This window comes from Streptomyces sp. NPDC101151 (assembly GCF_044768335.1).
Classification (GTDB): Bacteria; Actinomycetota; Actinomycetes; order Streptomycetales; family Streptomycetaceae; genus Streptomyces.
In genome coordinates this window covers 170,805-194,989 of sequence record NZ_JBIWPP010000002.1, presented here as the reverse complement: position 1 = coordinate 194,989, position 24,185 = coordinate 170,805, and the positions used below count along the sequence as shown (strand labels likewise).

At 71.5% G+C, this 24,185-nt stretch carries 25 protein-coding genes; 5 read left to right on the top strand and 20 right to left on the bottom strand.

The window, feature by feature from the left end; translation table 11 throughout:
• Positions 1–34 precede the first annotated feature (34 nt).
• The 14 genes from ACIRU3_RS04005 to ACIRU3_RS03940 all read right to left on the bottom strand — a co-directional run bounded on the left by ACIRU3_RS04005 (position 35) and on the right by ACIRU3_RS03940 (position 14,009).
• Positions 35–1,057, bottom strand: a complete 1,023-nt coding sequence (locus ACIRU3_RS04005; RefSeq protein WP_404050969.1) for a glycoside hydrolase family 6 protein — start codon at positions 1,055–1,057, stop codon at positions 35–37.
• A gap of 78 nt (positions 1,058–1,135) precedes the next feature.
• Positions 1,136–1,792: a class F sortase gene (locus ACIRU3_RS04000; protein WP_404050966.1), complete on the bottom strand. Its 657-nt coding sequence runs from the start codon at positions 1,790–1,792 to the stop codon at positions 1,136–1,138.
• A 14-nt stretch (positions 1,793–1,806) separates the two neighbouring features.
• On the bottom strand, positions 1,807–2,367 hold the full coding sequence (locus ACIRU3_RS03995; RefSeq protein WP_404050963.1) for a hypothetical protein: 561 nt from the start codon (positions 2,365–2,367) through the stop codon (positions 1,807–1,809).
• A 106-nt stretch (positions 2,368–2,473) separates the two neighbouring features.
• Positions 2,474–3,253, bottom strand: a complete 780-nt coding sequence (locus ACIRU3_RS03990) for an HAD-IIA family hydrolase (RefSeq protein ID WP_404050960.1) — start codon at positions 3,251–3,253, stop codon at positions 2,474–2,476.
• Positions 3,254–3,357: 104 nt separating this feature from the next.
• Positions 3,358–4,848 carry an alkaline phosphatase family protein gene (locus tag ACIRU3_RS03985; protein ID WP_404050959.1) on the bottom strand — a complete coding sequence of 497 codons (1,491 nt, stop codon included), beginning with the start codon at positions 4,846–4,848 and terminating at the stop codon, positions 3,358–3,360.
• A 221-nt stretch (positions 4,849–5,069) separates the two neighbouring features.
• A complete protein-coding gene (locus ACIRU3_RS03980; protein WP_404050956.1) occupies positions 5,070–6,122 on the bottom strand; it encodes a 2-aminoethylphosphonate ABC transporter substrate-binding protein in 1,053 nt (350 codons plus the stop codon).
• A 57-nt stretch (positions 6,123–6,179) separates the two neighbouring features.
• Positions 6,180–6,977, bottom strand: coding sequence for an ABC transporter permease (locus ACIRU3_RS03975; protein ID WP_404050954.1), 798 nt, complete (start codon positions 6,975–6,977; stop codon positions 6,180–6,182).
• Entirely contained in the window at positions 6,964–7,869 is a 906-nt protein-coding gene (locus ACIRU3_RS03970) for a 2-aminoethylphosphonate ABC transporter permease subunit (protein WP_404050951.1), read from the bottom strand. The genes ACIRU3_RS03975 and ACIRU3_RS03970 overlap by 14 nt, the downstream gene beginning before the upstream one ends.
• Positions 7,862–8,908 carry an ABC transporter ATP-binding protein gene (locus ACIRU3_RS03965; protein ID WP_404050949.1) on the bottom strand — a complete coding sequence of 349 codons (1,047 nt, stop codon included), beginning with the start codon at positions 8,906–8,908 and terminating at the stop codon, positions 7,862–7,864. The genes ACIRU3_RS03970 and ACIRU3_RS03965 overlap by 8 nt, the downstream gene beginning before the upstream one ends.
• Position 8,909: 1 nt before the next feature.
• Positions 8,910–9,608, bottom strand: coding sequence for an HAD family hydrolase (locus ACIRU3_RS03960; protein WP_404050946.1), 699 nt, complete (start codon positions 9,606–9,608; stop codon positions 8,910–8,912).
• A gap of 5 nt (positions 9,609–9,613) precedes the next feature.
• On the bottom strand, positions 9,614–10,738 hold the full coding sequence (locus ACIRU3_RS03955) for a TIGR03364 family FAD-dependent oxidoreductase (protein ID WP_404050944.1): 1,125 nt from the start codon (positions 10,736–10,738) through the stop codon (positions 9,614–9,616).
• A 129-nt stretch (positions 10,739–10,867) separates the two neighbouring features.
• Positions 10,868–11,623 carry a GntR family transcriptional regulator gene (locus ACIRU3_RS03950; RefSeq protein ID WP_404050941.1) on the bottom strand — a complete coding sequence of 252 codons (756 nt, stop codon included), beginning with the start codon at positions 11,621–11,623 and terminating at the stop codon, positions 10,868–10,870.
• 57 nt (positions 11,624–11,680) lie between these two features.
• The gene (locus ACIRU3_RS03945; protein WP_404050940.1) at positions 11,681–12,607 is read right to left on the bottom strand and encodes a hypothetical protein; all 927 of its coding nucleotides are present in this window, start codon (positions 12,605–12,607) and stop codon (positions 11,681–11,683) included.
• A gap of 274 nt (positions 12,608–12,881) precedes the next feature.
• Positions 12,882–14,009, bottom strand: coding sequence for an ROK family protein (locus ACIRU3_RS03940; protein ID WP_404050937.1), 1,128 nt, complete (start codon positions 14,007–14,009; stop codon positions 12,882–12,884).
• Positions 14,010–14,065: 56 nt separating this feature from the next.
• On the opposite strand from ACIRU3_RS03940, the gene ACIRU3_RS03935 reads away from it, so the two are divergent.
• The 3 genes from ACIRU3_RS03935 (at position 14,066) to ACIRU3_RS03925 (ending at position 16,594) form a co-directional block, all read left to right on the top strand.
• Positions 14,066–15,133 carry a Gfo/Idh/MocA family oxidoreductase gene (locus ACIRU3_RS03935; protein WP_404050935.1) on the top strand — a complete coding sequence of 356 codons (1,068 nt, stop codon included), beginning with the start codon at positions 14,066–14,068 and terminating at the stop codon, positions 15,131–15,133.
• Positions 15,133–15,633 carry a heme-degrading domain-containing protein gene (locus ACIRU3_RS03930; protein ID WP_404050932.1) on the top strand — a complete coding sequence of 167 codons (501 nt, stop codon included), beginning with the start codon at positions 15,133–15,135 and terminating at the stop codon, positions 15,631–15,633. The genes ACIRU3_RS03935 and ACIRU3_RS03930 overlap by 1 nt, the downstream gene beginning before the upstream one ends.
• Positions 15,634–15,718: 85 nt before the next feature.
• Positions 15,719–16,594 (top strand): LLM class F420-dependent oxidoreductase, encoded by an 876-nt coding sequence (locus ACIRU3_RS03925; RefSeq protein WP_404050929.1) that lies wholly within the window; start codon positions 15,719–15,721, stop codon positions 16,592–16,594.
• A 220-nt stretch (positions 16,595–16,814) separates the two neighbouring features.
• Here the strand turns inward: ACIRU3_RS03925 and ACIRU3_RS03920 are convergent, their stop codons facing one another.
• From ACIRU3_RS03920 to ACIRU3_RS03905, 4 genes are all read right to left on the bottom strand, one after another.
• On the bottom strand, positions 16,815–17,672 hold the full coding sequence (locus tag ACIRU3_RS03920; protein WP_404050926.1) for a fumarylacetoacetate hydrolase family protein: 858 nt from the start codon (positions 17,670–17,672) through the stop codon (positions 16,815–16,817).
• Positions 17,673–17,813: 141 nt separating this feature from the next.
• On the bottom strand, positions 17,814–18,530 hold the full coding sequence (locus tag ACIRU3_RS03915) for a YidC/Oxa1 family membrane protein insertase (RefSeq protein WP_404050924.1): 717 nt from the start codon (positions 18,528–18,530) through the stop codon (positions 17,814–17,816).
• A 155-nt stretch (positions 18,531–18,685) separates the two neighbouring features.
• Positions 18,686–19,009: a DUF6412 domain-containing protein gene (locus ACIRU3_RS03910; RefSeq protein WP_404050922.1), complete on the bottom strand. Its 324-nt coding sequence runs from the start codon at positions 19,007–19,009 to the stop codon at positions 18,686–18,688.
• A gap of 51 nt (positions 19,010–19,060) precedes the next feature.
• On the bottom strand, positions 19,061–19,588 hold the full coding sequence (locus tag ACIRU3_RS03905; RefSeq protein WP_404050919.1) for a winged helix-turn-helix transcriptional regulator: 528 nt from the start codon (positions 19,586–19,588) through the stop codon (positions 19,061–19,063).
• Positions 19,589–19,656: 68 nt separating this feature from the next.
• On the opposite strand from ACIRU3_RS03905, the gene ACIRU3_RS03900 reads away from it, so the two are divergent.
• Entirely contained in the window at positions 19,657–21,060 is a 1,404-nt protein-coding gene (locus ACIRU3_RS03900) for an MFS transporter (RefSeq protein ID WP_404050917.1), read from the top strand.
• Positions 21,061–21,105: 45 nt separating this feature from the next.
• On the opposite strand, the gene ACIRU3_RS03895 is transcribed toward ACIRU3_RS03900, so the two are convergent.
• On the bottom strand, positions 21,106–21,900 hold the full coding sequence (locus ACIRU3_RS03895) for a class E sortase (protein WP_404050914.1): 795 nt from the start codon (positions 21,898–21,900) through the stop codon (positions 21,106–21,108).
• A gap of 179 nt (positions 21,901–22,079) precedes the next feature.
• Between ACIRU3_RS03895 and ACIRU3_RS03890 the strand changes: the two genes are divergently transcribed.
• Positions 22,080–23,093, top strand: coding sequence for a hypothetical protein (locus tag ACIRU3_RS03890; RefSeq protein ID WP_404050913.1), 1,014 nt, complete (start codon positions 22,080–22,082; stop codon positions 23,091–23,093).
• Positions 23,094–23,138: 45 nt separating this feature from the next.
• Here the strand turns inward: ACIRU3_RS03890 and ACIRU3_RS03885 are convergent, their stop codons facing one another.
• On the bottom strand, positions 23,139–24,176 hold the full coding sequence (locus ACIRU3_RS03885) for a YDG/SRA domain-containing protein (protein ID WP_404050910.1): 1,038 nt from the start codon (positions 24,174–24,176) through the stop codon (positions 23,139–23,141).
• Positions 24,177–24,185 lie beyond the last annotated feature (9 nt).

The window sequence follows — 24,185 nt, the reverse complement described above, 5'->3', positions numbered from 1 at the left end:
GCCGTCCGGACAGGAAGGCGCCCCCCCTCGACGCTCACTTGCTGGACGTCGCCAGCCGCAGCGCATAACTCGCCCACCAGGCCCCCGCCTTCGGCCCTCCCTTGCAGGTGCCGTCCGACTCGCCCGGACGCTTCACCCACAGATAGGCGTCCACCGAGGGGTCCGCCGTCTTCGTCGTCGGCGTTTCTCCCAGGGACCGGCCGGGCGGGTTGCACCAGCGCTCGGCCTGGTCGCCGGTCGTGTACGGGCCGTTGCCGTTGCGGCTGGTGTCGATGACGAAGTGCTTGCCGCCCACCTTCGCCGAGAGCTGTTTGCCGTAGGCGATGGAGTCCTTCGTGGAGTAGAAGTTGGCGACGTTCACGGAGAAGCCGTCGGCCTGGGCGATGCCGGCCCACTGGAGGGGCTGGAAGATCTGGTCGGGGTGGCCCCAGCCGGCGTTGCCCGCGTCCAGATAGACCTTGGTGTTCTTCAGGGACTTGAGCTTGGCGATGGCACCCTTGAGGAGGTCGTAGCGCTCCTCGTGGAACTCCTCCGGAGTGCAGCCGTCGACGAGGTGGAGTACGGCGTCCGGTTCGAGGACGACGGTGGCGGGGCGGTCGCCGATGCCCCGGGCGACGCCGTCGATCCAGGTGCGGTAGGCGTTGCCGTCGGCCGCGCCACCCTGTGAGTACTGGCCGCAGTCGCGGTGCGGGATGTTGTACAGGACGAGCAGGGCCGTGCGGTCGGACTTCTCGGCGGCCTCGGTGAAGCCACGGGCCTCCCGCTCGGGGTTCTCCGTGCCGATCCACTCCCCCGTCGGATGCTCGGCGATCTTGCGGATCTGCTGGGCCTCGGTCTTCTTGCCGGCTTTCTCGTAGGTGGCGACCTGGCGGGCCGCGCTGCCGTCCGGGTTCACCCAGAACGGGTCGGCGGACTTGGGCTGTTGGGTGATCCCGGCGCCTGCACCGGCGTTGTCCCCGTCTCCGGAGGAACACCCGGCGAGCAGCAGTGCCGCCCCCAGCAGCACCGCGGACGCCCGTGCCCGTGCCGAACTCCGGGCCCCCCTGGTGTCGTACATGCGATTCCCCCCTGGGCGCATCGTTCCGAGTGCCAATCCTGGCATACCGGCCGTGCCGGTCACGAGGTCGCACGGGGATCACGGGCCGGTGCCGGTGAGGTACGCCGAGACCACCACGTTGGCGGTGTAGCTGCCGCTGGTGCGGTCGAAGGTGCCGCCGCAGGTGAGCAGGCGGAGTTCGGCGCGGCCGGGCTTGCGGGGGCCGTAGGCCTGCTGGGCGTCGAAGTCGTCGCGGGCCAGGACGCGGATGTCGTCGACGGTGAAGGCGGCGACCTTGCCGTCCGCGCGGACCACGCGGACCGTCTCGCCGGGCTTCAGGGTGCTGAGCTTGTAGAAGACGGCGGGCCGGGTCGCGGTGTCGACGTGGCCCACCATCAGCGCGGTCCCCGCCGCGCCGGGCGTGGTCCCGGAGCCGTACCAGCCGACCACCCCCGGCTGGTCCAGCGGCGGTGGGTCGACGGCGCCCCGGTCGTCCAGGCCCCTGGCCGTCACCGGGGCCTGCACGCCCAGTTCGGGGATGTCGATGCGCTGCGGGGCCGCGGCGCCGAGCGGCCGGGCAGCGGGCGGCAGCCGGACCGCGCCGGTGCCGAGCCCGGTCACATCACCCCTGGTGGGTCCTGCCGGGCCGTCGGTCAGGCCGCGCCCCCACAGCCACAGCCCGAGCAGCAGGAGCGCCCAGGCGAGGCCGGTGATCAGGCGTCCGGTGCCGGAGGCGCGCCCGTGGTCGTCGGACATGGCCGCGGCACGCCTCAGTCCGTACCGCGGCTCCGGCGGGCCCTGAGCAGCCCGACGGCGGCCGCGGCAGCCCCGGCGAGGGCCAGGCCGGTCACCGCCTGGACGGTGTCGGGGCCCGACCCGCTGGTGGCCACCGTGGCGAAGTGCGCGGTGCCGCCGCCGCCCGCGCGCACCGGGGCGACGGGCGAGGCGCCGGTGGCGGGGCTGCCGGAGCCGGCGGAGTCCGTGAACTGTGCGGAGGACTTGTCCACGACGGTGACCGTGCCGGTGATGAGGGCGCCGCCGCAGCTGATCCGTACCGTGTAGGCGCCCGGCTGGAGCGAGGACCGGATCCGGGTCTCGCCGCCGAGCGTGCCCTGGCTGCCGGTCAGCCGTGCGTCGGAGACGAAGGCGGTCGAGGCCGCGGTGCCCTGCGATCCGGTGCAGCCACGCACCCGTAGCGACGCGTCGTCGCCCGGTGCCGGGGAGGCCGGGGTCACGGAGACTCCGGGGCCGTCGTCGACCGCGTGCGCGGTCGGGGTGAGGGCGGCGACGACCAGGAGCCCGGTACAGAGAGTGAGGCGTAGTGAGCCCATCGTGAACCTCCAGATACTGGGAGGCTCCCCCGTAAGGCGCGCCTCCGCATCCTCGGGAGGCGCGCGATTACTCCATACGGGTGGGGCGGGGTTTGGAAGTCCCTGCTCAGATGAGTTCGACCAGGTCCGCGATGGAGTCGACGACCTGGGAGGGGCGGAAGGGGTAGCGGTCGATGTCGTCGGGCTGTGTGACGCCGGTCAGCACCAGGAAGGTGCGCATCCCGGCCTCCAGACCGGCGAGGACATCGGTGTCCATGCGGTCGCCGATCATGGCGGAGGACTCCGAGTGGGCGCCGATCGCGTTGAGGCCGGCCCGCATCATCAGCGGGTTGGGCTTGCCCACGAAGTACGGCTTCTTGCCGGTCGCCGCGGTGATCAGGGCGGCGACCGAGCCGGTGGCGGGCAGGGCGCCCTCGGTGGAGGGGCCGACGTTGTCCGGGTTGGTGGCGATGAAGCGGGCACCGTCGTTGATGAGGCGCACCGCCTTCGTCATGGCCTCGAAGGAGTAGGTGCGGGTCTCGCCGAGGATCACGAAGTCCGGCTCGTGGTCGGTGAGGATGTAGCCGATGTCGTGCAGCGCGGTGGTCAGGCCCGCCTCGCCGATGACGTAGGCGCTGCCGCCGGGACGCTGGTCGTCCAGGAACTGGGCGGTGGCCAGGGCGGAGGTCCAGATGTTGTCCACCGGAACCTCCAGGCCCATCCGCCGCAGCCGGGCGTGCAGGTCACGGGCGGTGTAGATGGAGTTGTTGGTGAGCACCAGGAACGGCCGCCCGGAGTCGCGCAGCTTCTTCAGGAAGGCGTCGGCGCCGGGGATCGGAACCCCCTCGTGGATCAGGACGCCGTCCATGTCGGTGAGCCATGACTCGATGGGCTTGCGGTCTGCCATGTGCGTGCGTCTCCTGCGTGCGTACGGATCAAGAAGCGGGGGCGCCGGAACCACGGCGTACCGACGCCCCCAGCCTAATCAGAACGGCCTGATCCTGACCCTGGTCAGGACTGAGTGATCCGCACCCCGTCGATCACCCAGTACCAGTTGTTCCCGCCGGTGTAACGGAAGCGGACGCGGGCCGTGGTCGCCCCGGCCGGGACCTGGAGCGTGACGGTCTCGGTGCGGGAGGGGACGTCGGCGGTGTAGGTGCGCACGGAGACGGGGGTCGCACCGTCGTAGGAGACGAGGACCTCGCCCTTCTGCGGGGACTCCTGCCGGTAGTAGGTGGTGTAGGTGAGGGTGGCGGCGCGGCCGCCGGTGACCGGGTGGGCGGGGCTGACGAGGGTGGAGTCGAAGGTGCCGGTGAGGGCCTTGTCGTTCCACTCGTCGCCGTCGGCGACCGCGAAGACGTTCCGGGCGCGGATGTTGGACTCGCGGCTCTGGTCGCGCTGGGCCTGGGTCCAGAACTCGTCGGTGGTGAAGGACCAGCCGCGCCACTCGGTGACCCCGCCGGTGCCCATCGCGGAGTTGTCGACGGACCAGCCGGCGGGCGGGGTGTGGGTGAAGCCGAGGAGGCCCGCCGGGATGCCGGTCTCGTCCACCCGGGTCTGCAACTGGCCGCGCAGCGCGTCGAAGTCGTCGGGGAGGGGCTGCTGGACCGGGCGGCCGTCCAGGCCCCAGGCGGGGTCGAGGGCGATGCCGAGGTGGGCGAGCGCGGAGGCGGCGACGTCGGGCATCTTCACGTCGTAGCGGACCGAACCGGCCGCCAGGGTGGGCCCGGTGGCGATGAGGAAGGTCTGGCGCTCCTGCAGGGTGGAGCCGCCGTGGCCGCCGGCGTCGGTGTGACCGTGGTCGGCGGTGATCATGATCAGCCAGTCCTCGCCGGCGTAGGTCGCCCGGGACCTGACGGCGGCGACGATCTGGCCGACCTGGGCGTCGGCGGTGTGGACGGCGTCCAGGTACTGCTGGGAGGCGGCGCCGTAGCTGTGGCCGGCGTGGTCGATGTTGTCGAGGTGGACGAAGACCGCGTCCGGGTTGCCGTCCCGCAGTTGGGCCACTGCGCGGGAGGTCGTGCCCGTGTCGTACTCGGCGCTCGGGGTGGAGACACGGGTGTCGACCTTCGGGGAGAAGACCGTGTCGGTGATCGGCGCCCAGGAGGCGACGGCGTACGTCACGAGCTGCGGCTCGGCGGTCTCGGCACGGGTGAGGAAGTCCGGGTACTGCGTGAACCGGGAGCCGGTGAAGTTGTTGTCCTTGACGTTGTGCTTGTCCGGCCAGACACCGGTGATGATCGTCGACCAGCCGGGGCCGGACAGGGTCGGCGCGAGCGGGTTGGCGTAGATGCTGCTGGGCGCGGTGACCCCCGCGGCCATCAGGGCGTCGAGGTTCGGGGCGTCGGCGTCCTTGATGCGCTGGAGCAGAGCGCCGTCCAGGCCGATGACCAGGACCTTGGGCGTCTTGGCCGCGGCGCGGGCGACGGCCGTGAGCGGGCCGGCCGCCACGGCGACAGCGGCGGCGGAGACGAGGAAGGTACGGCGGGACAGGGTGGGCACGGAGTCCTCCGGAGGAGAGGGTGGACGTGCAAGGAGTGGTCATGACACCGCCCCCGGCGGTACCAGGGGCGGTGCGGAGCAGCCGACGGGGCGGCCAACTCCCAGGGCGCAGGCCTGTCTTTGACCTGCGGCTTACCGCCGCGCGGGCGCGACCAGCCACGACGGCGGGACGCATACGTACGCGGGGCGGAACTCGTTGGGCGGCCGAGGCCCTGGAGGGCTCAGCTGCCGGTGGCGGACTTCCAGTCCTCGACGTAGGCGGTGAGGTTCTTGTCGATGTCGTTCCAGTCCGGCGTGAAGATCTCCACGCCGTCCATCAGCTTGGCGAGCGCGATGGCGTTGGCGTCGACGGCCTTGACGTCCGAGCGGGCGCTGAAGCCGCCGCCGATCTCGCTGACCTCCTGCTGCTGCTTCTGCGCGAGCATGAAGTCGAGCAGCTTCTTGCCGTTCTCGCCGTGCGGGGCCTTGGTGACCAGGCCGGCCGCGTAGGGCAGCGCGAACGTGGTGGGCTTGCCGCCCTGCTTCGCCGGGAACCAGATGCCGAGGCCCGGCATGGTCTTGGACTGGGCATAGTTCATCTGCACATCGCCGTTGGCGACCAGGAGTTCACCCTTGTCGACCTTCGGGGCGAGCTTGCCGGTGGAGGCGGACGGGCCGACGTTGTTGGCCTGGAGCTTCTTCAGGTAGGCGAGGGCCGCGTCCTTGCCGCCGAAGTCGTTGATCGCCTTGATCAGGACGGCGGTGCCGTCACCGGCGACACCCGGGGTGGAGTACTGGAGCTTGTTCTTGTACTTGGCGTCCAGCAGCTCCTCCCAGGTCTTCGGCGCCTGCTTCAGCTCCTTCTTGTTGTAGACGAAGCCGAAGTAGTTGTTGACGACGGAGGTCCAGGTGCCGTCGGAGGCCTTGTCGCCCCCGCTGACCATCACGGAGTCCTTCGGCTCGTACTTCTGCAGCAGGCCCTTGCCGTCGGCCTGCTGGATGAACGGCGGGAGGGTGACCAGCACGTCGGCCTGCGGGTTGTTCTTCTCGCGGACGGCGCGCTGCACCATCTCGCCGGAGCCGCCCTCGACGTACTTGACCTTGATCCCGGTCTGCTTCGTGAAGTCGGCGAAGACCTTGTCGTACCAGCCGTCGCCGTTCTCGCCCTTGAGGCCGTCGGCGCTGTAGACGGTGACGACCTTCTCGTCGGAGGCGGCGGAGCCCCCGCAGGCGGACAGCAGCGGGGTTGCGACGAGGGAGACGGCGATGGCGAGCTTGAGGGTGTTTCTGGGCATGGCGGGATGAACTCCTTGCGCGGCGGAAGGGGTTTGGGGCGGTGGCGGATTACGGGGTCAGCGGAACGAGGCTCTGGTGCGCACCCGGGAGACGGCGAACAGGACGAGCAGGGTGGCGGCCATGAGGACCACCGCGACGGCGGAGCCCACGAACAGGGCGCCCCGGTCGGTGGCCGAGTAGATCAGGACCGGAAGCGGGGTCCAGTCGGGCGGGTAGAGCATCATCGTGGCGCTCAGCTCGCCCATCGACAGGGCGAAGCAGAGGCCTGCGGCGGCGGTGAGCGAGGGCAGCAGGAGCGGCAGCCGAACCCGCCACAGGACGTATGCGGGCCGGGCCCCGAGGGAGGCGGCGGCCTGCTCGTACGCCGGGTCGAGGCGGGTGATCGCCGCCGACACGGACTGGTAGGCGAAGGCGGTGACCAGCACGGTGTGGGCGACGATCACGATCCACCGGGTGCCGTTGAGCAGCATCGGCGGCTTGGAGAACGCCACCAGGACCGACAGTCCGACCACCACCGACGGCACGGCGACCGGCAGCACGAACAGTGCGTCGAGGACCCGGCGGTGGCTCTTCTTCAGGGCCGCTCCGGCCAGCGCGGCCCAGGTGCCGGATGCCAGTGCGAGCAGGCTCGCGGTGACGGCCGTGACCAGGCTGGTGGTCAGTGCCTGGAGGGCCTCGCCGCGGGTGGCGGCGCGGTAGTGGGCTGTGGTCGGGCCCGAGGGCAGGACGCTGGACCAGTGGGTGGCGAAGGAGGCGCCGAGGACGACGAGGAGGGGGAGGGCGAACAGGGGCAGGAAGAGGACGAGGAACACCGCCCAGACCGCCCACTTGCCCTTGCGGCTATGCACCAGCACGACGGCTCACCACCCGGTAGAGGCCGTAGAGCCCCACGGAGATCAGGACGTTGACGACGGCGACCACACACGCGCCCGGATAGTCGGACTCCAGGATCGCCTTGCTGTAGACGAGCATCGGGAGGGTCGTGACCCCTTTCGCCCCGGTGAAGAGCACGATCCCGAACTCGTTGAGGCACAGGACCAGGACGAGGCTGCCGCCGGCCGCGAGCGCGGGCAGCGCCTCCGGCAGGATCACCCGCCGCACGATGCGGGGCGCGCGGGCGCCGAGCGAACTGGCCGCCTCCAGCTGTGCGGTGTCGAGCTGGGAGAAGGCGGCGAGCAGCGGCCGCATCACGAACGGCGTGAAGTAGGTGACCTCCGCCAGCAGCACCCCCCATGGCGTGGTGAGGAACTGGAAGGGTCCGTCCGCCGCGCCCGTGACGTCCGTCCACAGGCCGTTGGCCATGCCGACGCTGCCGTAGATGAACAGCAGCGCCAGCGTGATGAGGAAGGACGGGAAGGACAGGAAGACGTCGACGAACCGGGCGACCGCCTTCGCGCCGGGGAACGGCACGAAGGCGATGACCAGCGCCAGCAGGAAGCCCAGCACCAGGCAGCCGGCGGTGGCCGCGAGCGCCAGCCACACCGTGGTCCACAGCGCGTGCCGGAACGCCTCCGAGGTGAAGACGTCGACGTACGGCTGTACGGAGGTGCCGCCCGTGTCGGGCCGGAAGGACTGCTGGACGACCAGGGCGAGGGGGTAGAGGAAGAAGAGCGCGAGGGCGGCTACGGGGGGAAGGGTCCACAGGAGCGCCCCGAAGGGGCGCGGGGCTGTGTTCGGTTCGCGGTCACCGCCGCGTGGGTGCGACCGGCCCCGGGCGGCCCGCGCGTTCTGTGCGGCCTCAGCCATGGCTCACTCCTGCGGGCAGGAGCATCGCGTCATCGGGTGCGAAGTGGAGCCTCACCGTGTCCCCGTGGGCCGGCGGGTGCTTCAGTTCACGCAGATCCGCCATGACACTGTGCCCGTCGACCTCGACGTACAGCCGATGAGTGGCTCCCCGCCACTGGATCTCCCTTATGGTGCCCAGGAGTTGATTGGGGCCGTCCCCCAGCCCCACAAGATGCGGACGGACACACAGCGTGGCCCGCGCCCCCGCGACCGCCTCCGCCGTGTCGACCTTCAGCTCGGTCCCCGCGAAGGAGACGCCTGCGGCCCCCACGGTCACCGGCAGCAGGTTCGCGCCGCCCACGAAGGAAGCGGTGAACTCACTCTTCGGCGCCCGATACAGCTCGCGAGGAGTGCCGCACTGCTGAAGTCGCGCGGCGTCCATCACCGCGATCCGGTCGGCCAGGGTGAGGGCCTCCACCTGGTCGTGGGTGACGTACAGCATGGAGACGTCCGGCAGTTCCCGGTGCAGTCGGGCGAGTTCGGCCAGCATCCCGGAGCGCAGCTGGGCGTCCAGTGCGGACAGCGGCTCGTCCAGGAGCAGCACGTCCGGCCGGATGGCGAGTGCGCGGGCGATGGCGACGCGCTGCTGCTGGCCGCCGGACAGCTCCCGCGGGTGGCGTCGGGCGTAGGAGGCCATGCCGGTCATCTCCAGCGCCTCGGCGACCCGCCCCCGTATCTCGCCCTTGGGAGCCTTGCGGGCCTTCAGTCCGAAGGCCACGTTCTCGTCCACCCGCATGTGCGGGAAGAGCGCGTACTGCTGGACGACCATCCCGATGCCCCGCCGGTGGGGCGGCAGGTCCGTCACGTCACGGTCGCCGAGGAACACCCGCCCGGAGGCGGGCCGCACGAACCCGGCGACCGCCCGAAGCGCGGTGGTCTTGCCGGAGCCGGACGGCCCGAGCAGCGCCATCACCTCGCCGGGCTCGACGGTCAGGTCGAGGGAGTCGAGGACGACGTTGCCGTCATAGGCGACCGTGACGGAGTCGAAGCGGATGCCCATCTCACCGGGCTCCGGTGAGCAGGCCGGGCAGCTGGGCGACCGAGTCGAGGATGTGGGTGGCGCCGGCCGCGCGGAACTCCTCGTCGCCGTGGGCACCGGTGCGGACGCCCGCGACCAGGCCCGCTCCGGCACGTCCGCCGCTGAGCACGTCGTAGGAGGTGTCGCCGGCGACGGCGATCTGCCGGACGTCGTCCGCGGCCTTGGTGCGCAGGAAGGCCTCCAGCACCATGTCGGGGAAGGGCCGTCCGCGGCCGCCCGCGTCGGCCGGGCACAGGGTGAGCGGTACGAGGTCCTGCCAGCCGAGGGCGGCGAGGATCGCGTCCTGGGTGACGCGGGCGAAGCCGGTGCTCAGGACGACGGTACGGCCGCTGCCGGCGATGTCCTCGATGGCCTCGCGGGCGCCGGGGACCGGGGCGATCAGGCCTGCGTCGACGAGGTCGCCGTACGCCTTCTCGAAGGCGGTGTTGGCGCGCCGGGCGAGGTCCTCGGCGCCGAAGAGGTGCCGGAAGACGGAGATCTTGGACTCGCCCATGGTGGCGCGGACGTAGTCCAGCTTCTCCTCGTGGTCGGCGGAGCCGGGCTCGACGCCCAGTTCGGCCGCGGCGGCCTCGAAGGCGCGCTCGACCAGGCCGCCGTCGGCGACGGTGGTGCCCGCCATGTCGAGGACGACGAGACGGATGTCGCGGGGATCTGTGGTCAACTTCCTCACCAGCCCAGTTCGTTCGCGGTGGTTTCGGCTATCGCGGGCGAGCAGGTCATGCCGCGCCCGCCGGGCCCGGTGACCAGCCACACTCCGTCGCTCACCTGTTGCCGGTGCACGACCCGGCTGGTGTCGGTGCACTGCGCGTACACGCCGGCCCAGCGGCGCCGGATCTTCGGCAGCGGGCGGCCGAGGAGGGACTCGACCACGCCGGTGAGGTGGTCGTAGGGGTCCTCCAGGGTGTCGAAGGCGAAGGGGTGCTCGTACTCGTGGGTGTCGCCGATGGTCAGTCCGCCGTCGGCGCGCTGCACCATGAGCAGCTGCATCTTGTGCTCGGCGGCGGTCTGCGGCTGCGGCTGGCCGGCGTTGAGCGCGTCCAGTGCCGGGGAGGAGTACGCCGGGTAGTACCGGAAGCTGTCGGCGTCGGCGACGGAGGTGGTGAGCGTCTCGCCCAGCGGCTCGGTCTGCATCATCTGGAGGCGGACGCGGCGCACGGGGAGGCCGGGTCCGGCCAGCTCGCGGACGAGTCCGCCGAGCCAGGCGCCGGTGCACAGCACGACGGCGTCCGCGTGGTGCACGTCGCCGTGGTCGTCCCGGACGGTCCCGGCACCGACCACCTCGCGCACCTCGCGCCCCGGCAGGAAGGTGTAGTTCGGGGACTTCAGCAGCTCCTCGCGCAGGGCGAGCTGGGCGGTGCGCGGCTCGACGGCGGCGTCGCGCTCGCAGTAGAGGGCCGCGGTGAACTCGCCGCGGAGGGCGGGGTTCAGGGCGCGGGCCTCGCCCGGGGTCAGCAGCTTGTAGCCGCGGGCGGCTGCGTCGGGGCGGGCCACGGCGGCCTCGGCGACGGCCAGTTCGAGGTCCCCGCGCACCGGGGTCAGTGACCCGTTGGCACGGAATCCCAGTGCGGGCACGCGCCCGCCGATCTCCTCCCACAGCTCCCGCGCCCGCAGCGCGGTCTCCAGCTCTTCTCCACCGGCGCGACCACTGACCCAGATCTGTCCGAAGTTGCGCAGCGAGGCGCCCCGCGCCTCCGCCTCACGCTCGATCTGGACAACCTCATGGCCGCGCTCCACTGCTTGCAAGGCGTGCATGGTGCCCACCACGCCTGCTCCGACGACTGTCACTCTCACGACGGCAACGCTCCTCGCGAACGGGGAACCGGAAAGGTCCGGCTGACAACGAGAGCGTGAACGACCCATCACGTTTGGGCTAGACCCGTTATCTTCTCGTTATCTGGGCGAGGATGCGAAGGGCTTGTTTCAGCCGCGCAGGTGGGCGGTGAAGGAGAACCGGTCCCCGCGGTACAGGGTGCGCACGCGCTCCAGCGGCCGTCCCTCCGTGTCCCGGGACACGCGGTGGATCAGCAGCATCGGCAGGGCGGGCGGGGTGCCGATGAGCAGGGCCTCGCGGGGGGTGGCCAGCACCGTCTCGAGGCGCTCGTCGGCGTCTCCGAAATCGATGCCCTGGTCCTTCAGGTAGGCGTAGAAGGAGGAGTCGGGATCGAAATCGGCGTCGAGCCGCGGCACCCGGTCGACGGCGACATAGGTGCTCTCCAGACCGACCCGCTCGTCGTCGGCGAGCAGCACCCGCTCCAGGTGCCAGACGGGTTCGCCCCGGGTGAGTCCGGCCTCGGCGGCGAGGGGTTCCGGACAGGGGAAGCGATCTAGGGTGACGAGCGTACGACCCGGTGTGCGGCCCTGTCTGCGCACTCCCTCGGTGTAGCTGGCGAGGGACAGCGGCTGGGCCAGCTTGGGCCCGGCGACGACGGTTCCCCGCCCCCGGCGCCTCAGCCGTCCCTCCAGCACCAGCTCCCGCACGGCCTGCCGTACGGTCTCGCGGGCGACGTCGTACCGCTCGGCGAGATCCCGCTCGGTCGGGATGAGACTGCCCTCGCCCAGCTCCTCGAGCAGTCCGGCGATGCGCGCCTTGACCGCGTAGTACTTGGGGATGCGCCCGTGCTCGGGGATGCCGGAGCGGACGGGGGCGCCGGGGGCCTGGTCGTTCGGGTAGTCCACGCAGTGATCGTCGCAGACGGGGGCCGGGCCGCCGCACGGCGGCCCGTGGCTCGTGGCTCAGCGACGCCGGCGGGCAAGCAGGTACACGCCTGTGCCGACGGTGACGAGCGCGGTGGCGGTGGCGGCGAGCAGACCCTGCGCGAGACCGAAGCCGGGGCCGGGACCGGGGCCGGTCCGGGCCAGTTCCCGGGCCCGCTCTCCCGCCTCCTGAGCCCCCTGGGCCCCCTGACCCCACTGACCCCCCTGCGCCTCCTGGGCGAGGAGGAACGAGCTGTCGTCCTCCGGAGCGGAAGCGCTCGGAGTGCCCTGGGGCGTGGATTGGGGGCTGGCCCGCGGAGTGGTCTGGGGGGTGGGCTGCGGAGTGGCGGCTGGGCTCGACCCCGTACCCTCCGGTTCTCCCACCCCTGCCTCGCCGTCCCCGTCCGGCCCGTCCTCCCCGATCCCGAAGCGGTAGTCGTTGGACTCCCCGACCCAGTCGCCGTCCTCGCCCCGGCGGCGTACGAGTGCGGCGTTGGCAGTGACCTGGTCGGGTACGGCGTCGGAGGTGAGCGAGAGCCTGACCTTGACGGTGACGGTCGTGCCGGGCTTCACGGCGAACCCGTCGAACCCCTCCGCGTCCAGCACGCCGACCAGTTCCTGCTCGTCGGTGCTCTCGAAGGTGACGGGCCGGGCGCGGGAGCCGTCGTAGAAGTCCAGCTTGGGCTGGGACGACTTCAGGACGCGCTTGTTGTCGACGAGGACCACGACCGGGTGGATGCCGGTGCAGGCCTGGCCGGTGGTGTTGGTCAGGTCGATGTACCAGGTGCCGTAGCCTCCACCCGCCTCGTAGGAGCCGGGGCCGCCGTGGATCCGGGTGGTCAGCGGAAAGGCGCGGCCGCCCGGCGCCGCACAGGACGTCGTGTCCGCGTGGGCGCCGCCCGGCGACACGGGAACGAGGACGGCGGCTGCGGCGAGGCAGAGGGGCAGAGACGTACGCAGTCGCATGAACACATGACCATGCCGGGGGTTCCCGGGGTATCGGGGTGCCACTCCGGAGAGGGGCACCAAGTCCGCTCGATCAGCGGACCGGCCGACGGCTTGCAGCACCCTCCGCCGCAGGGCGGAGGCCCCGAACCCACGAAGCCGCGGGACTCCTCCAACCGCAGGCCGGTGGGGGCTCGTCGCGCCGCTCCCCGCACCTCTGGGCGGTTTGCAGCACCCTCGGCCGCATTGCGGGCTCCTTGAGGCCCGGCTGCCGGCCCCAGACCGGCGGAACCCCTCACCCGTCCGCCCGCCCGAACAGCGGTCCCAGCAGCAGCTGTGCCGCCCCCTCCGCCACGACCCGCTCCCCGCCGGATGCGACCCGCACCGGGACCGTCCCCCCGAGCACCCCCTCCCTGCGCGCCCGGGCATCGAGCACCTCGGCGACCCCGCGGACGAACGCCTCCGGCGCCGTGGCGACGGTCCGTCCCCCGAGCAGCACCAGGTCGATGTCCAGCAGCCCGACCAGATTCCCGGCCCCCACCCCCAGCACCCGCGCCGCCTCCTCCACGTCACCCCGTCCGACGGCCCCCAGACACAACACCTCCACGCACCCCCGGTTCCCGCACCCGCACGCCGGCCCGTCCAGCTGCACCACCTGGTGCCCGAACTCGCCCGCCCCGGTCCGCGCCCCGCGATGCACGCTCCCGCCGATCACCAGTCCGGCCCCCAGGCCCGTACCGAGGTGCAGGTAGGCGAAGGATCCGCCCTCGCCCCCGACCGACAGCCCGAGCGCCGCCGCGTTCGTGTCCTTGTCCACCACGACCGGCACCCCCAGCCGCTCGGCGAGCGCGTCCCGCAGCGGAAACCCCTCCCACTCCGGAAACCCGGTGACCCGGTGCAGCACCCCGCGCGCGTGATCGAGGGGACCGGGCAGGGCGACCCCCACACCGAGCAGCGAACCGGCACCGGAGAGCCCCTCACCCCCCAGCACCTCCCCCACCAGCCCCTCGGCCACCTGGTCCACCACCCCCAGCACGGCCTCCGCCCCGGCCCCCAGGTCCACCACGGCGCGCCGCTCACCCACCACGGCCCCGTCGAGATCCACCAGTACGGCCCGCAGCTCGTCCCGGTCCAGATGGACGCCCACCGCGTGCCCGGCCTCCGGCACCAGCCGCAGCACGGTGCGCGGCTTGCCCCCGGTGGACGCCCGCCGCCCGGCCTCCGCCGCGAGCCCCTCCTGCCGCAGCCGCGCGGTGATCTTGCTGACGGCCTGCGGGGTCAGCCCGGTCCGCTCGGCCAGCTCCAGACGGCTGATGCCCTCCACCCCGGCCGCCCGCAGCAGATCCAGCACCAGCGCGGTGTTGTGACTGCGCACCGCAAAGAGATTCGCTCCGACCGGCTCGCCGCTCTTCGTCCTGTTCACGCCACCATTCTCCCCACCGCTTGCACTTTGGCAACAGCGTTGCCAAAGTAGGGGCCATGACTGGTACCCCCCTCCGCGTCGGCCTCGTCGGCTACGGCCTCGCGGGCTCCGTCTTCCACGCCCCGCTGATCGCGGCCACCGAGGGCCTCGCCCTGGACACGGTGGTCACCTCGAACCCCGAGCGGCAGGAGCAGGCCCGCGCCGAGTTCCCGGACGTGCGCGTCGCCGGCACCCCCGACGAGCTGTTCGACCGCGCCGACGGGCTGGACCTGATCGTCATCGCCTCCCCGAACAGGACGCACGTCCCGCTCGCCACCGCCGCCCTCAAGGCGGGCCTGCCGGTGGTCGTGGACAAGCCGGTCGCGGGCACGGCGGCCGAGGCGCGCGAGCTGGCCGCCCTCGCCGAGGAGCGCGGCCTGCTGCTGTCGGTCTTCCAGAACCGCCGCTGGGACAACGACTTCCTGACCCTGCGTCACCTGGTGGACGAGGGCGAACTGGGCGATGTCCGGCGCTTCGAGTCCCGCTTCGAGCGCTGGCGCCCGCAGCCGAAGGGCGGCTGGCGCGAGTCCGGCGACCCGACAGAGATCGGAGGTCTGCTCTACGACCTCGGCAGCCATGTCGTCGACCAGGCCCTGGTCCTCTTCGGCCCGGCCACCGAGGTCTACGCCGAGACGGACATCCGCCGCCCCGGCGCCGAGACGGACGACGACACCTTCATCGCGCTCACCCACGCGAACGGCGTCCGCTCCCACCTCTACGTCTCCGCCACGACGGCCCAGCTCGGTCCGCGCTTCCGGGTGCTGGGCTCGGAGGCGGGCTATGTGAAGTACGGCCTGGACCCGCAGGAGGCGGCCCTGCGCGAGGGGCTGCGGCCCGGTCCCCGGTGGGGCGCCGAGCCCGAGCCCCTGTGGGGCCGGCTCGGTGCCGGCGAATCCCCGCTGACCGGCGGCGGCCGTCCCGTGCGGACCCTGCCCGGCGACTACCCGGCCTACTATGCGGCCGTGGCGGCAGCCCTGACCGGTGCCGGACCCAACCCGGTGACCGCGCTGGAAGCGGCCGCGGCCCTCGACGTACTGGAGGCGGCCCGCCGGTCCGCCCGCGACAAGGTGACGGTGACCCTCTGATGCATCACCCGCAGATCACCCCGAAGTTCGCCCCCGAGATCACCCCGAGCGTGGAGGAGCTGGAGGCACAGGAACGCCGCCTGGTCTTCCGCCGGTTCACCTGCGACGACGCCTGGGCCCTGGGCTCTCTCCTGGTCGAGCTGGCCAGGGAGCGCCAGGCCCCGGTCGCCATCGACATCCACCGCGCCGGCCAGCAGCTCTTCCATGCGGCCCTGCCCGGCTCGACCCCGGACAACGACGCCTGGATCGCCCGCAAGCGCCGGGTCGTCGAGCGCTACGGCGCCGCCTCCTACCTGGTCGGCGCCCGCTTCCGGGCCAAGGGCACGACGTTCGAGGAGTCCTCCCGTCTGGACCCGGACAGCTACGCGGCCCACGGCGGCTCGTTCCCGATCAACGTCGAGAACGTCGGCGTCATCGGCTCGGTGACCGTCTCGGGCCTCCCTCAGCTGCAGGACCACCGCTTCGTGGTGGAGGCGCTGGGGCAGTTCCTGGAGAGCTGATCGGGGATTACCCCGGGGCACCCTCCGGTTGTCACTGATGTCACATGCGTTACGGCATCACCACCGACCGGAGGGAACCAGGCCCATGAGCAACACCCCGCACCTTCTCAAGGAATCCGTCGGGCGGTACGGAATCTGGAGCCACGGCCTGCGCGACGAGGACCCCTCCCGCCGCACCGAGATCGGCGAGGCCGCCGCCGAGCTGGAACAACTCGGCTTCGGCGCCGCCTGGTTGGGCGGCAGCAGCGCCGCCCGGCACGCCGTCCCTCTGCTGGAGGCGACCTCGACGCTGACCGTCGGCACCAGCATCCAGAGCATCTGGCAGTACGAGGCCGCCGAGAGCGCCGCGGCCTTCGCCGGGGTCGAGGCCGCCCACCCCGGCCGTTTCGTGCTGGGCCTCGGGGTCAGCCACGCCAGGCTCCACGAGCAGTACCGCCGCCCGTACTCGGCCCTGGTCGCCTACCTCGACGCCCTGGACGCCGCCGGGGTGCCTGCCGACCGCCGGGTGCTGGCCGCCCTCGGGCCGAAGACGCTCGACCTCGCCGGCAGGCGCGCGGCCGGCGCGATCCCGTATCTGGTCACGCCCGAGCACACGGCCCAGGCCCGCAAGATCCTCGGCGACAGCGCGCTGCTGGCCCCGGAGTTCAAGGTGATCCTGGAGACCGACCCGGGCAGGGCCCGTGCCGCGGCCCGCGACACCCTCGCCCTGTATCTCGCCCTGCCCAACTACACCGACACCTGGCTGCGTCTGGGCTTCACCGAGGACGACCTCAAGGACGGCGGCAGCGACCGTCTGATCGACACCTTCTTCGCCTGGGGCGACGAGGCCGGCATCCGCTCCCGCATCGAGGCCTTCCACGAGGCGGGCGCGGACCATGTGGCGATCCAGGTGATCGACGAGGGCTCGCGGGACGGCCTGCCGCGAGAGGCATGGCGGAGGCTCGCCTCACTGCTGGCCTGATGGGGGACGCCTCGGGGGCTCGGGCCGTTGGGGGACGCCTCAAGGGCTCGGGGCCGTGTCGGCATGCGGCTGTCGGCATGCGGCTGTCGGCATGCGGCTGTCGGCATGCGGCTGTCGGCATGCGGCTGTCGGCATGCGGCTGTCGGCATGCGGCTCCGCCGCGTGAGCGACGGGCCGCAACGGACCCGCAGTCGCCGGCCGAGGCGCCGTTCCCCGCCCCTCAGGCGTCCTTGAGCTCCTGCCGCTGCCGGCCGAGCCCCGCGATCTCCAGCTCCACCACGTCCCCGGCCCGCAGATACGGCTTCGGCTCGGGCTGCCCCATGGCAACCCCGGCCGGCGTACCGGTGTTGATGACATCCCCGGGGTAGAGCGTCATGAAGTGGCTGACGTACCGCACGACTTCCGCCACCGGAAAGATCTGCTCGGCCGTCGTGCCGTCCTGCTTCAGCTCCCCGTTCACCCACAGCTTCAGCGACAGGTTCTGCGGGTCGGCCACCTCGTCCGCGGTGACCAGCCAGGGGCCCAGCGGGTTGAACGTCTCGCAGTTCTTCCCCTTGTCCCAGGTCCCGCCCCGCTCGATCTGGAACTCACGCTCGGACACGTCGTGCGCCACCGCGTACCCGGCGACATGCGCGAGCGCCTGCTCGGCCGACTCCAGATAGCGGGCCGTCCGTCCGATGACGACGGCCAGCTCCACCTCCCAGTCGGTCTTGGTGGAGGCGCGGGGCACGAGCACGGTGTCGTTCGGCCCGACGACCGTGTCCGCGGCCTTGAAGAAGATCACGGGCTCGGCGGGCGGCTCCGCGCCCGTCTCGCGGGCGTGGTCGTGGTAGTTCAGCCCGATGCACACGACCTTGCCGATCCGGCCGAGCGGGGGCCCGATCCGCAGGCCCGCCGCGTCCAGCGCGGGCAGTTCGCCGGCCTCGGCCGCCGCCCGTACCCGGCCGAGCGCGCCGTCGTCGGCGAGGAGCGCCCCGTCGATGTCGTCCACGATGCCCGACAGATCCCGCAGGGTTCCCTCGGCGTCGAGCAGCGCGGGTCGCTCCGCACCGGCCGTACCGACTCGCAGCAGCTTCATGGTCACCATCTCCCTCGATAGCGGGGCGCCCGACCGATGTGTGCAGCCATCGGAGGACTGGTCGATCCTCCAATCACCTGGTCCAGTCCGCAAGACCTTGTTCAGGTACTGGACCGTAACCGCGGCCTTCCGGCCGAGGGCTCAGCGGTAGAGCGCGGCCCGCTCGATCGCGCTCCAGGTCGTACTGGTGACGACGTACAGCGCGGCCGCGAGCGGCACCACCGCCACGGTGACGAGCGTGAAGAAGGACATGAACGGCATGACCTTGTTGACCGCGCCGAGCCCCGGCACCTGATCGCCCCCACCGGCCGCGACGGTGACCGGGTTCTTCGCCATCATCAGCTTCGTGCGGCGGAAGTTGAAGGCGGCGACGGCCGCGACGAGGGCGAACAGCGCGAGGTAGACGAGCCCAGCCGTCCCGAAGATCCCGCCGTCGGCGAGGGCGTCGGCCCAGCGGCCGCCGAGCGGCGCGGCGAACAGCGAGTGCGTCAGCAGCCCGTTGGTCTCGCCGCCGATCGAGGAGTTGGAGAAGAGGTGGTAGAGGAGGAAGAAGGCGGGCAGCTGGAGCAGGCTGGGCAGGCAGCCGGACAGCGGCGAGACCTTCTCCTCGGCATGCAGTTCCAGCACCGCCTTCTGCAGCCGCTGGGGGTCATCGGCATGCTTCTTGCGCAGCTCGGCGACTCTCGGCTGCAGTGCGGTGCGGGCGCGCTGGCCGCGGGCGGCCGCCCGGGACAGGGGATGCACGAGCAGTCGTACGAGCGCGGTGAACAGGACGATCGCGGCGGCGGCCGCCGAGGCGTGGAAGAGCGGCTGGAGCAGGTCGGCGAGCTGCTCGACCAAGCGGGCGAAAACGGACATGAGTGGACCCTCCGTGCTGGGGTGCGTCGTGCCGGGTGCGTGGACATGGCATGCGCCGGGACCTTGCTGGTGCCGGGACATGGCATGGCGGCATGACGACCCGCGCGGGGTCACAGTGACTTCGGCTTCGGCTTCGGCTTCGGTGAAGTGGTGCCCTACGCGCAGGTCGTCGCGAGGGCGTGTCCGGGTGCCCGGGGCCGACGGCGCCCCGAGGCGTCGGGGTCGCGCTGGGGCAGGAAGGCCGTACGCCGGTCCCGGTCACGTATCGCCGTACGGACCCGGGTGGGCGCGACGGCGGGGGCGCAGCGGGCGGCGACGAGCGAGCAGACGGCGAGCGCGGAGCCGGCGGCGGCGGTCGCGGCGAGCGCGACGGCGGTGGAGAGGCTGCCGGTGTCGAGGAGCGTGGCCTGGAGCAGGAGCAGGTTCACCAGGACCAGCAGCAGGACGACGGGACGCGCGACGGCGACACGACTGCGCACGACCGCTCCCCCTCCCCTTGCACTGACCTGCGGTTCTACTCCCCGTATCGGTTATACAGGATCGGTCTCCAGAGGCTCCAACAGCCTCTTCGGCTTGAGCAGCGCCCTGCTGACCGGGTCCACCGGATCGGGAGCGAGTCCCGGCTCCGGCACCATGACAACGTCCGGGACGGGCACGACGGTTCCGCACGCGGGACATTCGCCGTACGACCCGAGTTCGGTGCCGCACTCCGCATGCCGGAAGGACCGCAGCCGGGCCTCCTGGAAGTGCTCGCGCCCCCACAGCCCGAGGGCCCGAAGCGCCGGCCACAGCGCGATGCCGCGCTCGGTGACGACGTACTCGTCACGCGGCGGCGCCTCCTGGTACCGGCGCCTCACCAGGATCCCCTCCTCGGTGAGCATCTTCAGCCGGGCCGAGAGAACGGCGCGCGGGATGCCGAGGTGGACCAGGAAGTCGTTGTAGCGCCGGACGCCGTAGATCGCGTCGCGGACGACGAGGAGCGTCCACCGCTCGCCGACGACCTCGAGCGCGCGGGCGATCGAGCATTCCTGCGTCACGTAGTCCTTGCCCAGTGCCATGCGGTCCACTGTAACCATTTTCCCGGCGTTGGTTCAATCACCGAACTGACGGTGTTACGGTATGACACATGGCTAGGTTCAATGAAAGAACTCTCACCGTCCGGCCCACGGCCGAGCGGCGGGACACTCCCCTCTCAGCACCCCCGCACCCCCGGGCCACCCTGGCCCTGACCAGCGCCGCGACCGCCGTGGCCCTCATGACCTACACGGCTCCGGTGGTCACGCTCCGGGACACGGCGGCCGATCTGCACACCCCGCTCTCCGCCCAGGCCTGGCTGCTGAACGGCACCCCGCTGGGCCTGGCCGCCCTCCTCCTGGTGGCCGGCAGCCTGGCCGACGACTACGGCCGCCGCCGCGTCTTCCTCTCCGGCACCCTCGCCCTCGGCCTGACCACGGCCCTGGGCGGCCTGACGACCTCCACCTTCCTGTTCACGCTGACCCGTATCGCCCAGGGCGCGGCAAGCGCGGCGATCCTGGCGAGCAGCCTGGGCCTGCTGGTGACGGCGTTCCCGAGCCCGCGCGGCCGGCTGCACGCGACCGGCGTGTGGGGCGCCTTCGTGAGCGGCGGCATCGCGGCGGGACCGCTGATCGCCGGGGCGATGCCGACCTGGCGGGTGGCCTACGGCGCTCTGGGCGCGGCGGCACTGCTGGTGGCCGCGCTGGGCATCCGGCCGCTGACGGAGTCGAAGGCACCGCGCGGCGGCCGCCCCGACTTCCCCGGCGCCCTGACCTTCGGCTCGGCCCTGGTGGCCCTGGTGGCCGCGCTCACCCTGGGCCGCGACGGCTGGCTGCGGACCCCGGTGGTCCTGCTGCTGGCGGCGGCGGTGGTCCTGCTGGCGCTGTTCGCGGTCCTGGAGCGCCGTTCCCGGACCCCCATGATCGACCTCTCTCTCCTCCGCCACCCCCGCTTCCTGGCCTCCTCCGCCGGCGGCCTCTTCACCGGCCTGACCGTGATCGGCCTCTTCAGCTACCTCCCCGCTCTCCTGCAGCAGACCCAGCACCTGTCCGCGATGGACACGGCCTGGCTGTTCCTGCTGTGGTCCGGCCTGTCCTTCGTGGTGGCCCTGCAGGCGAAGCGGCTGGCGGGCCGGGTGTCCCCGCGATGGCAGCTGGCGCTCGGCTTCCTGCTGCACGCGGTGGGCGCGCTGACGATGCTGGGCGCGATCGGCGCGGGCTCGTGGACCCGGATGCTGCCCGGCCTGGTGATCGGCGGCGTGGGCAGCGGCCTGCTGAACGCGGCGCTGCCGCTGGTGGCGGTGGAGTCGGTACCGCGGGAGCGGGCCGCGATGGGCTCCGGGGCCCAGCAGACGTTCCGCTACATCGGCTCCTGCGCCGGCGTGGCCCTGACGATCGCGCTCGTCACGTCCTCGGGCGGCGGCCTGGCCCACGGCGCGAACGTGGCGATGGTGGTGTCGGCGGTCCTGGCCGCGCTCGGGGCGGTGAGCGTGGCGGTGCTGCGGGAGCGGGCGTGAGACGCACGCTCCCCGATTCCCCGGCTCTCCGGACTCCCCGGCTCCCTACGCGCGAGGCCGCATGGACACCAGCTTCCCCCACACCGCCATCCGGTACCGCGAGGTGAACTCCGGGGTGCAGGTGGTCAGGGTGACGTAGTAGCCGGGCCGGTCGTACCCGCGTCCGGGCCGCACGAGGGAGTGCGGCACGGGCCGCAGCACACCCGAGTCGCGTGCGGAGGTCTGCGGAAGGACCTTGTCGACCGCGTACGTGTACGTGGCCGTCTTCGTCTCGACCTGGATGGTGTCCCTCGGCCTCAGCCGAGGGAGGTACCGGAAGGGCTCCCCGTGGGTGTTCCGGTGCCCGGCGAGCGCGAAGTTGCCTGCCTGGCCGGGCTGCTGGGTGCCGGGGTAGTGACCGACGTACCCCTTGTTGAGGACGTCCGGCTTGCTCACGCCCTCGGCGACGGGGACACGGAGCCGCAGCCGGGGGATGGTGAGGATGGCGTACGCCTGAGAGCGGCGGGGCCGACCGGAGACGATGACGGGGGTGTACGACCTCTGCCCCGCCCTCTGGGGAGCCTTCGTCGCGGCTGACGGCGACGACGCCGGCGCCGGCGCGACAGGCGTACCACCCGAGGCGGAACCGCCCCCGCCGCCGCTCCCCCACTCCTTCTCCAGGGCCTCCACCTTCCGCTCGGCCCCCTGCCTCGCCTCCCGGTTCGTCCACCACAGCTGATGCACGACGAGCAGCATGAGCACGGCCCCGACGGTGACGAGCACCTCGCCCCCGCCCCACAGCCCCCGCCGCCACCTCGCCCGCCTGCGCCGATCACGGTGCTGCACGACACGCATCCGCACACCCGCCTCTCCAGGAGCCGCCCGCACGATAGGGCCCGCCCCTCCAACTCACCAGAGCCGAGAGGGTTCTCGTTCCCGGCACTCCCCGACACCGCCTTCATCAACGGGTAGATCTCGGGGGGCACCGATGACCAGTGCGTACTCCTCCTACGTCCCTGGTCGGCAGTACGGTGTCCCCCATGCGCCCCGACACGCCTGCCGAGAACGTCGACCACACCGCCGAAGCGGCACGCCTGGAGCGGACCGCCGGCCTGTATCCCGAGGACGCCGAGGCCCTTCTCCTGCGCGCCGCGGCCCACTTGGAACTGTCCGGCGACCGCCCCGCCGCGACCACGCTCTACGACCGCCTGCTGTCATCTCCCGGCGGCCTGGAGAGCCCTGCTCTGGTACGGGCCCTGAAGGCGTCGAACCTCTGGGAGTACGGCCATGAGGCAGAGGCGAGGGCGATCATCGACGGAATCCGCGCGGCCGCTCCGCGGGATCCGGCGCCGTGGGTGATCGTGGCCGAGTCCCTGGAGTCGCATGACGAGCTGGAGGCGGCGGAGGAGACATTCACGGAGGCGGCGAGGTTGCTGCTGACGGCCTCGACGGAAACCCCGTACTCGACCCATCCGCTGCTGTACGGCCGCCACCGCGTGCGCCGCATGCTGGGCCTGGCCCACGACGACTGGGACACCCTGGCGGACACCCTTCACGCCTCCCCGGTCTCCCTGGACGAACTCCACGACCCGAAGCGGGTGTGGTCCCTGGGCTCGTCCAACCCGGCGGAGCTGGAGGCGGAGATCTCACGGCTGCGAGCGGAACTGGGCGCCTACCGGGAGGCACTGTCCCGCCCGTTCCCGGTGGCGGTGCTGCACTGGCCGGCGGCCGAGCTGACGGAACTGACCTCGGCGTACCCGGACCTGACCACGGAGTACCCCTCCCACGACGAGCACCTGTCGACCATAGAGTCCTCGCTCCGCGAGCTGGCCTCTTCGGGCACGGCCAACCTGGGCATCGTCACCGGCACGGTCCCGTCCTTCGAGGCGTTCGCCGCCTCGGAGGGAGCGTCCCCGGACGACGTGACGCTGTTGCCGCAGTACGCGACGACGCTGGCGGCGCGGGGGCGGGCTGTGGCTTGGCCGCCGCAGAGGGGGGCGGGGTGTTGGTGTGGGTCAGCCCTCGCATACGGAGGGTGCCACGGGGTCGAGTAGACAACTCGACCCCGAACTCAGGCCCACCCAGGGCAGGCCCCGGCCTCAGGCTTGGCTGGGGCCGGTCTTCTTCTGCCACCAGTCCCTGTGATATCCAACGTACTCTTCGTGCACCCTGTGCTGCTTGTGCCGCTTGAGCGTTGTTCGTATGTTTTCACCGAACATTCCGGCACGTACGATGATCGACCAATCGTCACCAATGACGATGGCACCGATATCAAGGCGTACATGACAGTTGGGGCAGAGGCAGAGGATGTTCCTCTCAACATCCGGCCCGTTATGCGGATTACCCAGTGGCTTTATGTGGGCGCCTTCACTGTAGGGCTTCTCATCTGGCCCCACCAAACGCATTTCACATATTTGACACTCATTCTCATACAGGTCCTTGATGCGCCTCGCCGCAGCAGCATCGCGCACAATCCGCTGGATGGAGGTGGTACGTGTCGCGGGGAAACGCTCACCATCGAGAAACTCAACCTCGCCTTGGGCGACGGGAGTCTGGAGCGGCCGCCCTTTTAGGAGTTCCTCCTGCCTCACCAGCACGGAGGCTATCTGCCGTTCGACGAGGGTCAACTCTTGCTCTGAGTCTGGAAGTCGCTTCAGCTCAATCTGACATATTTCAATAGGGGAGCCGTCGGGGGCCAGCGACTTGGAGAAGGCTGTGCGAGACTCAGTGATCCGATACAGGCCGTCATACCTATAGCTGCCGGGCAACGAATAGCGCGCGTCGCCCTCAGGTCCGCGGATGATTCGAATAGGATGACCGCGCTCGAAGCTAAGCTTGAGCGCGACATTATCCCGATACTCCCAAGACTGGCTCCGCAGCAGCGTCTTACCGTCCTTGCTCTTCTCTTTGTCCGGAGAAGCGCCGGTGTACTTGATCGAAACCCAATCGTCTTCGTCGTCTTCGTAGCCGCCGTTCAAGACGATCGCGTCCGCGACATAGCTGCCGTCGGCATCCTTCAGTCGCGAGATGCCCCGCATGGTGTCGCTGTGCAGGTTGGCCCGCTTCACATCCGTCCGGCGCGGGAAGACCGCACCAGGGACTACGCCAGCTATGTGACCTATGACTCGCTCTCCCATCGCCCCATA

What these genes read in the sequence shown, in the direction of transcription:
- ACIRU3_RS03925 (WP_404050929.1), top strand. Translation starts at nt 15,719, where the DNA reads ATGAGCAACACCCCGCACCTTCTCAAGGAATCCGTCGGGCGGTACGGA.
- ACIRU3_RS04000 (WP_404050966.1), bottom strand. Translation starts at nt 1,792, where the DNA reads ATGTCCGACGACCACGGGCGCGCCTCCGGCACCGGACGCCTGATCACC.
- ACIRU3_RS04005 (WP_404050969.1), bottom strand. Translation starts at nt 1,057, where the DNA reads ATGTACGACACCAGGGGGGCCCGGAGTTCGGCACGGGCACGGGCGTCC.
- ACIRU3_RS03995 (WP_404050963.1), bottom strand. Translation starts at nt 2,367, where the DNA reads ATGGGCTCACTACGCCTCACTCTCTGTACCGGGCTCCTGGTCGTCGCC.
- ACIRU3_RS03905 (WP_404050919.1), bottom strand. Translation starts at nt 19,588, where the DNA reads ATGGCACTGGGCAAGGACTACGTGACGCAGGAATGCTCGATCGCCCGC.
- ACIRU3_RS03890 (WP_404050913.1), top strand. Translation starts at nt 22,080, where the DNA reads ATGCGCCCCGACACGCCTGCCGAGAACGTCGACCACACCGCCGAAGCG.
- ACIRU3_RS03980 (WP_404050956.1), bottom strand. Translation starts at nt 6,122, where the DNA reads ATGCCCAGAAACACCCTCAAGCTCGCCATCGCCGTCTCCCTCGTCGCA.
- ACIRU3_RS03970 (WP_404050951.1), bottom strand. Translation starts at nt 7,869, where the DNA reads ATGGCTGAGGCCGCACAGAACGCGCGGGCCGCCCGGGGCCGGTCGCAC.
- ACIRU3_RS03990 (WP_404050960.1), bottom strand. Translation starts at nt 3,253, where the DNA reads ATGGCAGACCGCAAGCCCATCGAGTCATGGCTCACCGACATGGACGGC.
- ACIRU3_RS03885 (WP_404050910.1), bottom strand. Translation starts at nt 24,176, where the DNA reads ATGGGAGAGCGAGTCATAGGTCACATAGCTGGCGTAGTCCCTGGTGCG.
- ACIRU3_RS03935 (WP_404050935.1), top strand. Translation starts at nt 14,066, where the DNA reads ATGACTGGTACCCCCCTCCGCGTCGGCCTCGTCGGCTACGGCCTCGCG.
- ACIRU3_RS03900 (WP_404050917.1), top strand. Translation starts at nt 19,657, where the DNA reads ATGGCTAGGTTCAATGAAAGAACTCTCACCGTCCGGCCCACGGCCGAG.
- ACIRU3_RS03965 (WP_404050949.1), bottom strand. Translation starts at nt 8,908, where the DNA reads ATGGGCATCCGCTTCGACTCCGTCACGGTCGCCTATGACGGCAACGTC.
- ACIRU3_RS03915 (WP_404050924.1), bottom strand. Translation starts at nt 18,530, where the DNA reads ATGTCCGTTTTCGCCCGCTTGGTCGAGCAGCTCGCCGACCTGCTCCAG.
- ACIRU3_RS03930 (WP_404050932.1), top strand. Translation starts at nt 15,133, where the DNA reads ATGCATCACCCGCAGATCACCCCGAAGTTCGCCCCCGAGATCACCCCG.
- ACIRU3_RS03920 (WP_404050926.1), bottom strand. Translation starts at nt 17,672, where the DNA reads ATGAAGCTGCTGCGAGTCGGTACGGCCGGTGCGGAGCGACCCGCGCTG.
- ACIRU3_RS03945 (WP_404050940.1), bottom strand. Translation starts at nt 12,607, where the DNA reads ATGCGACTGCGTACGTCTCTGCCCCTCTGCCTCGCCGCAGCCGCCGTC.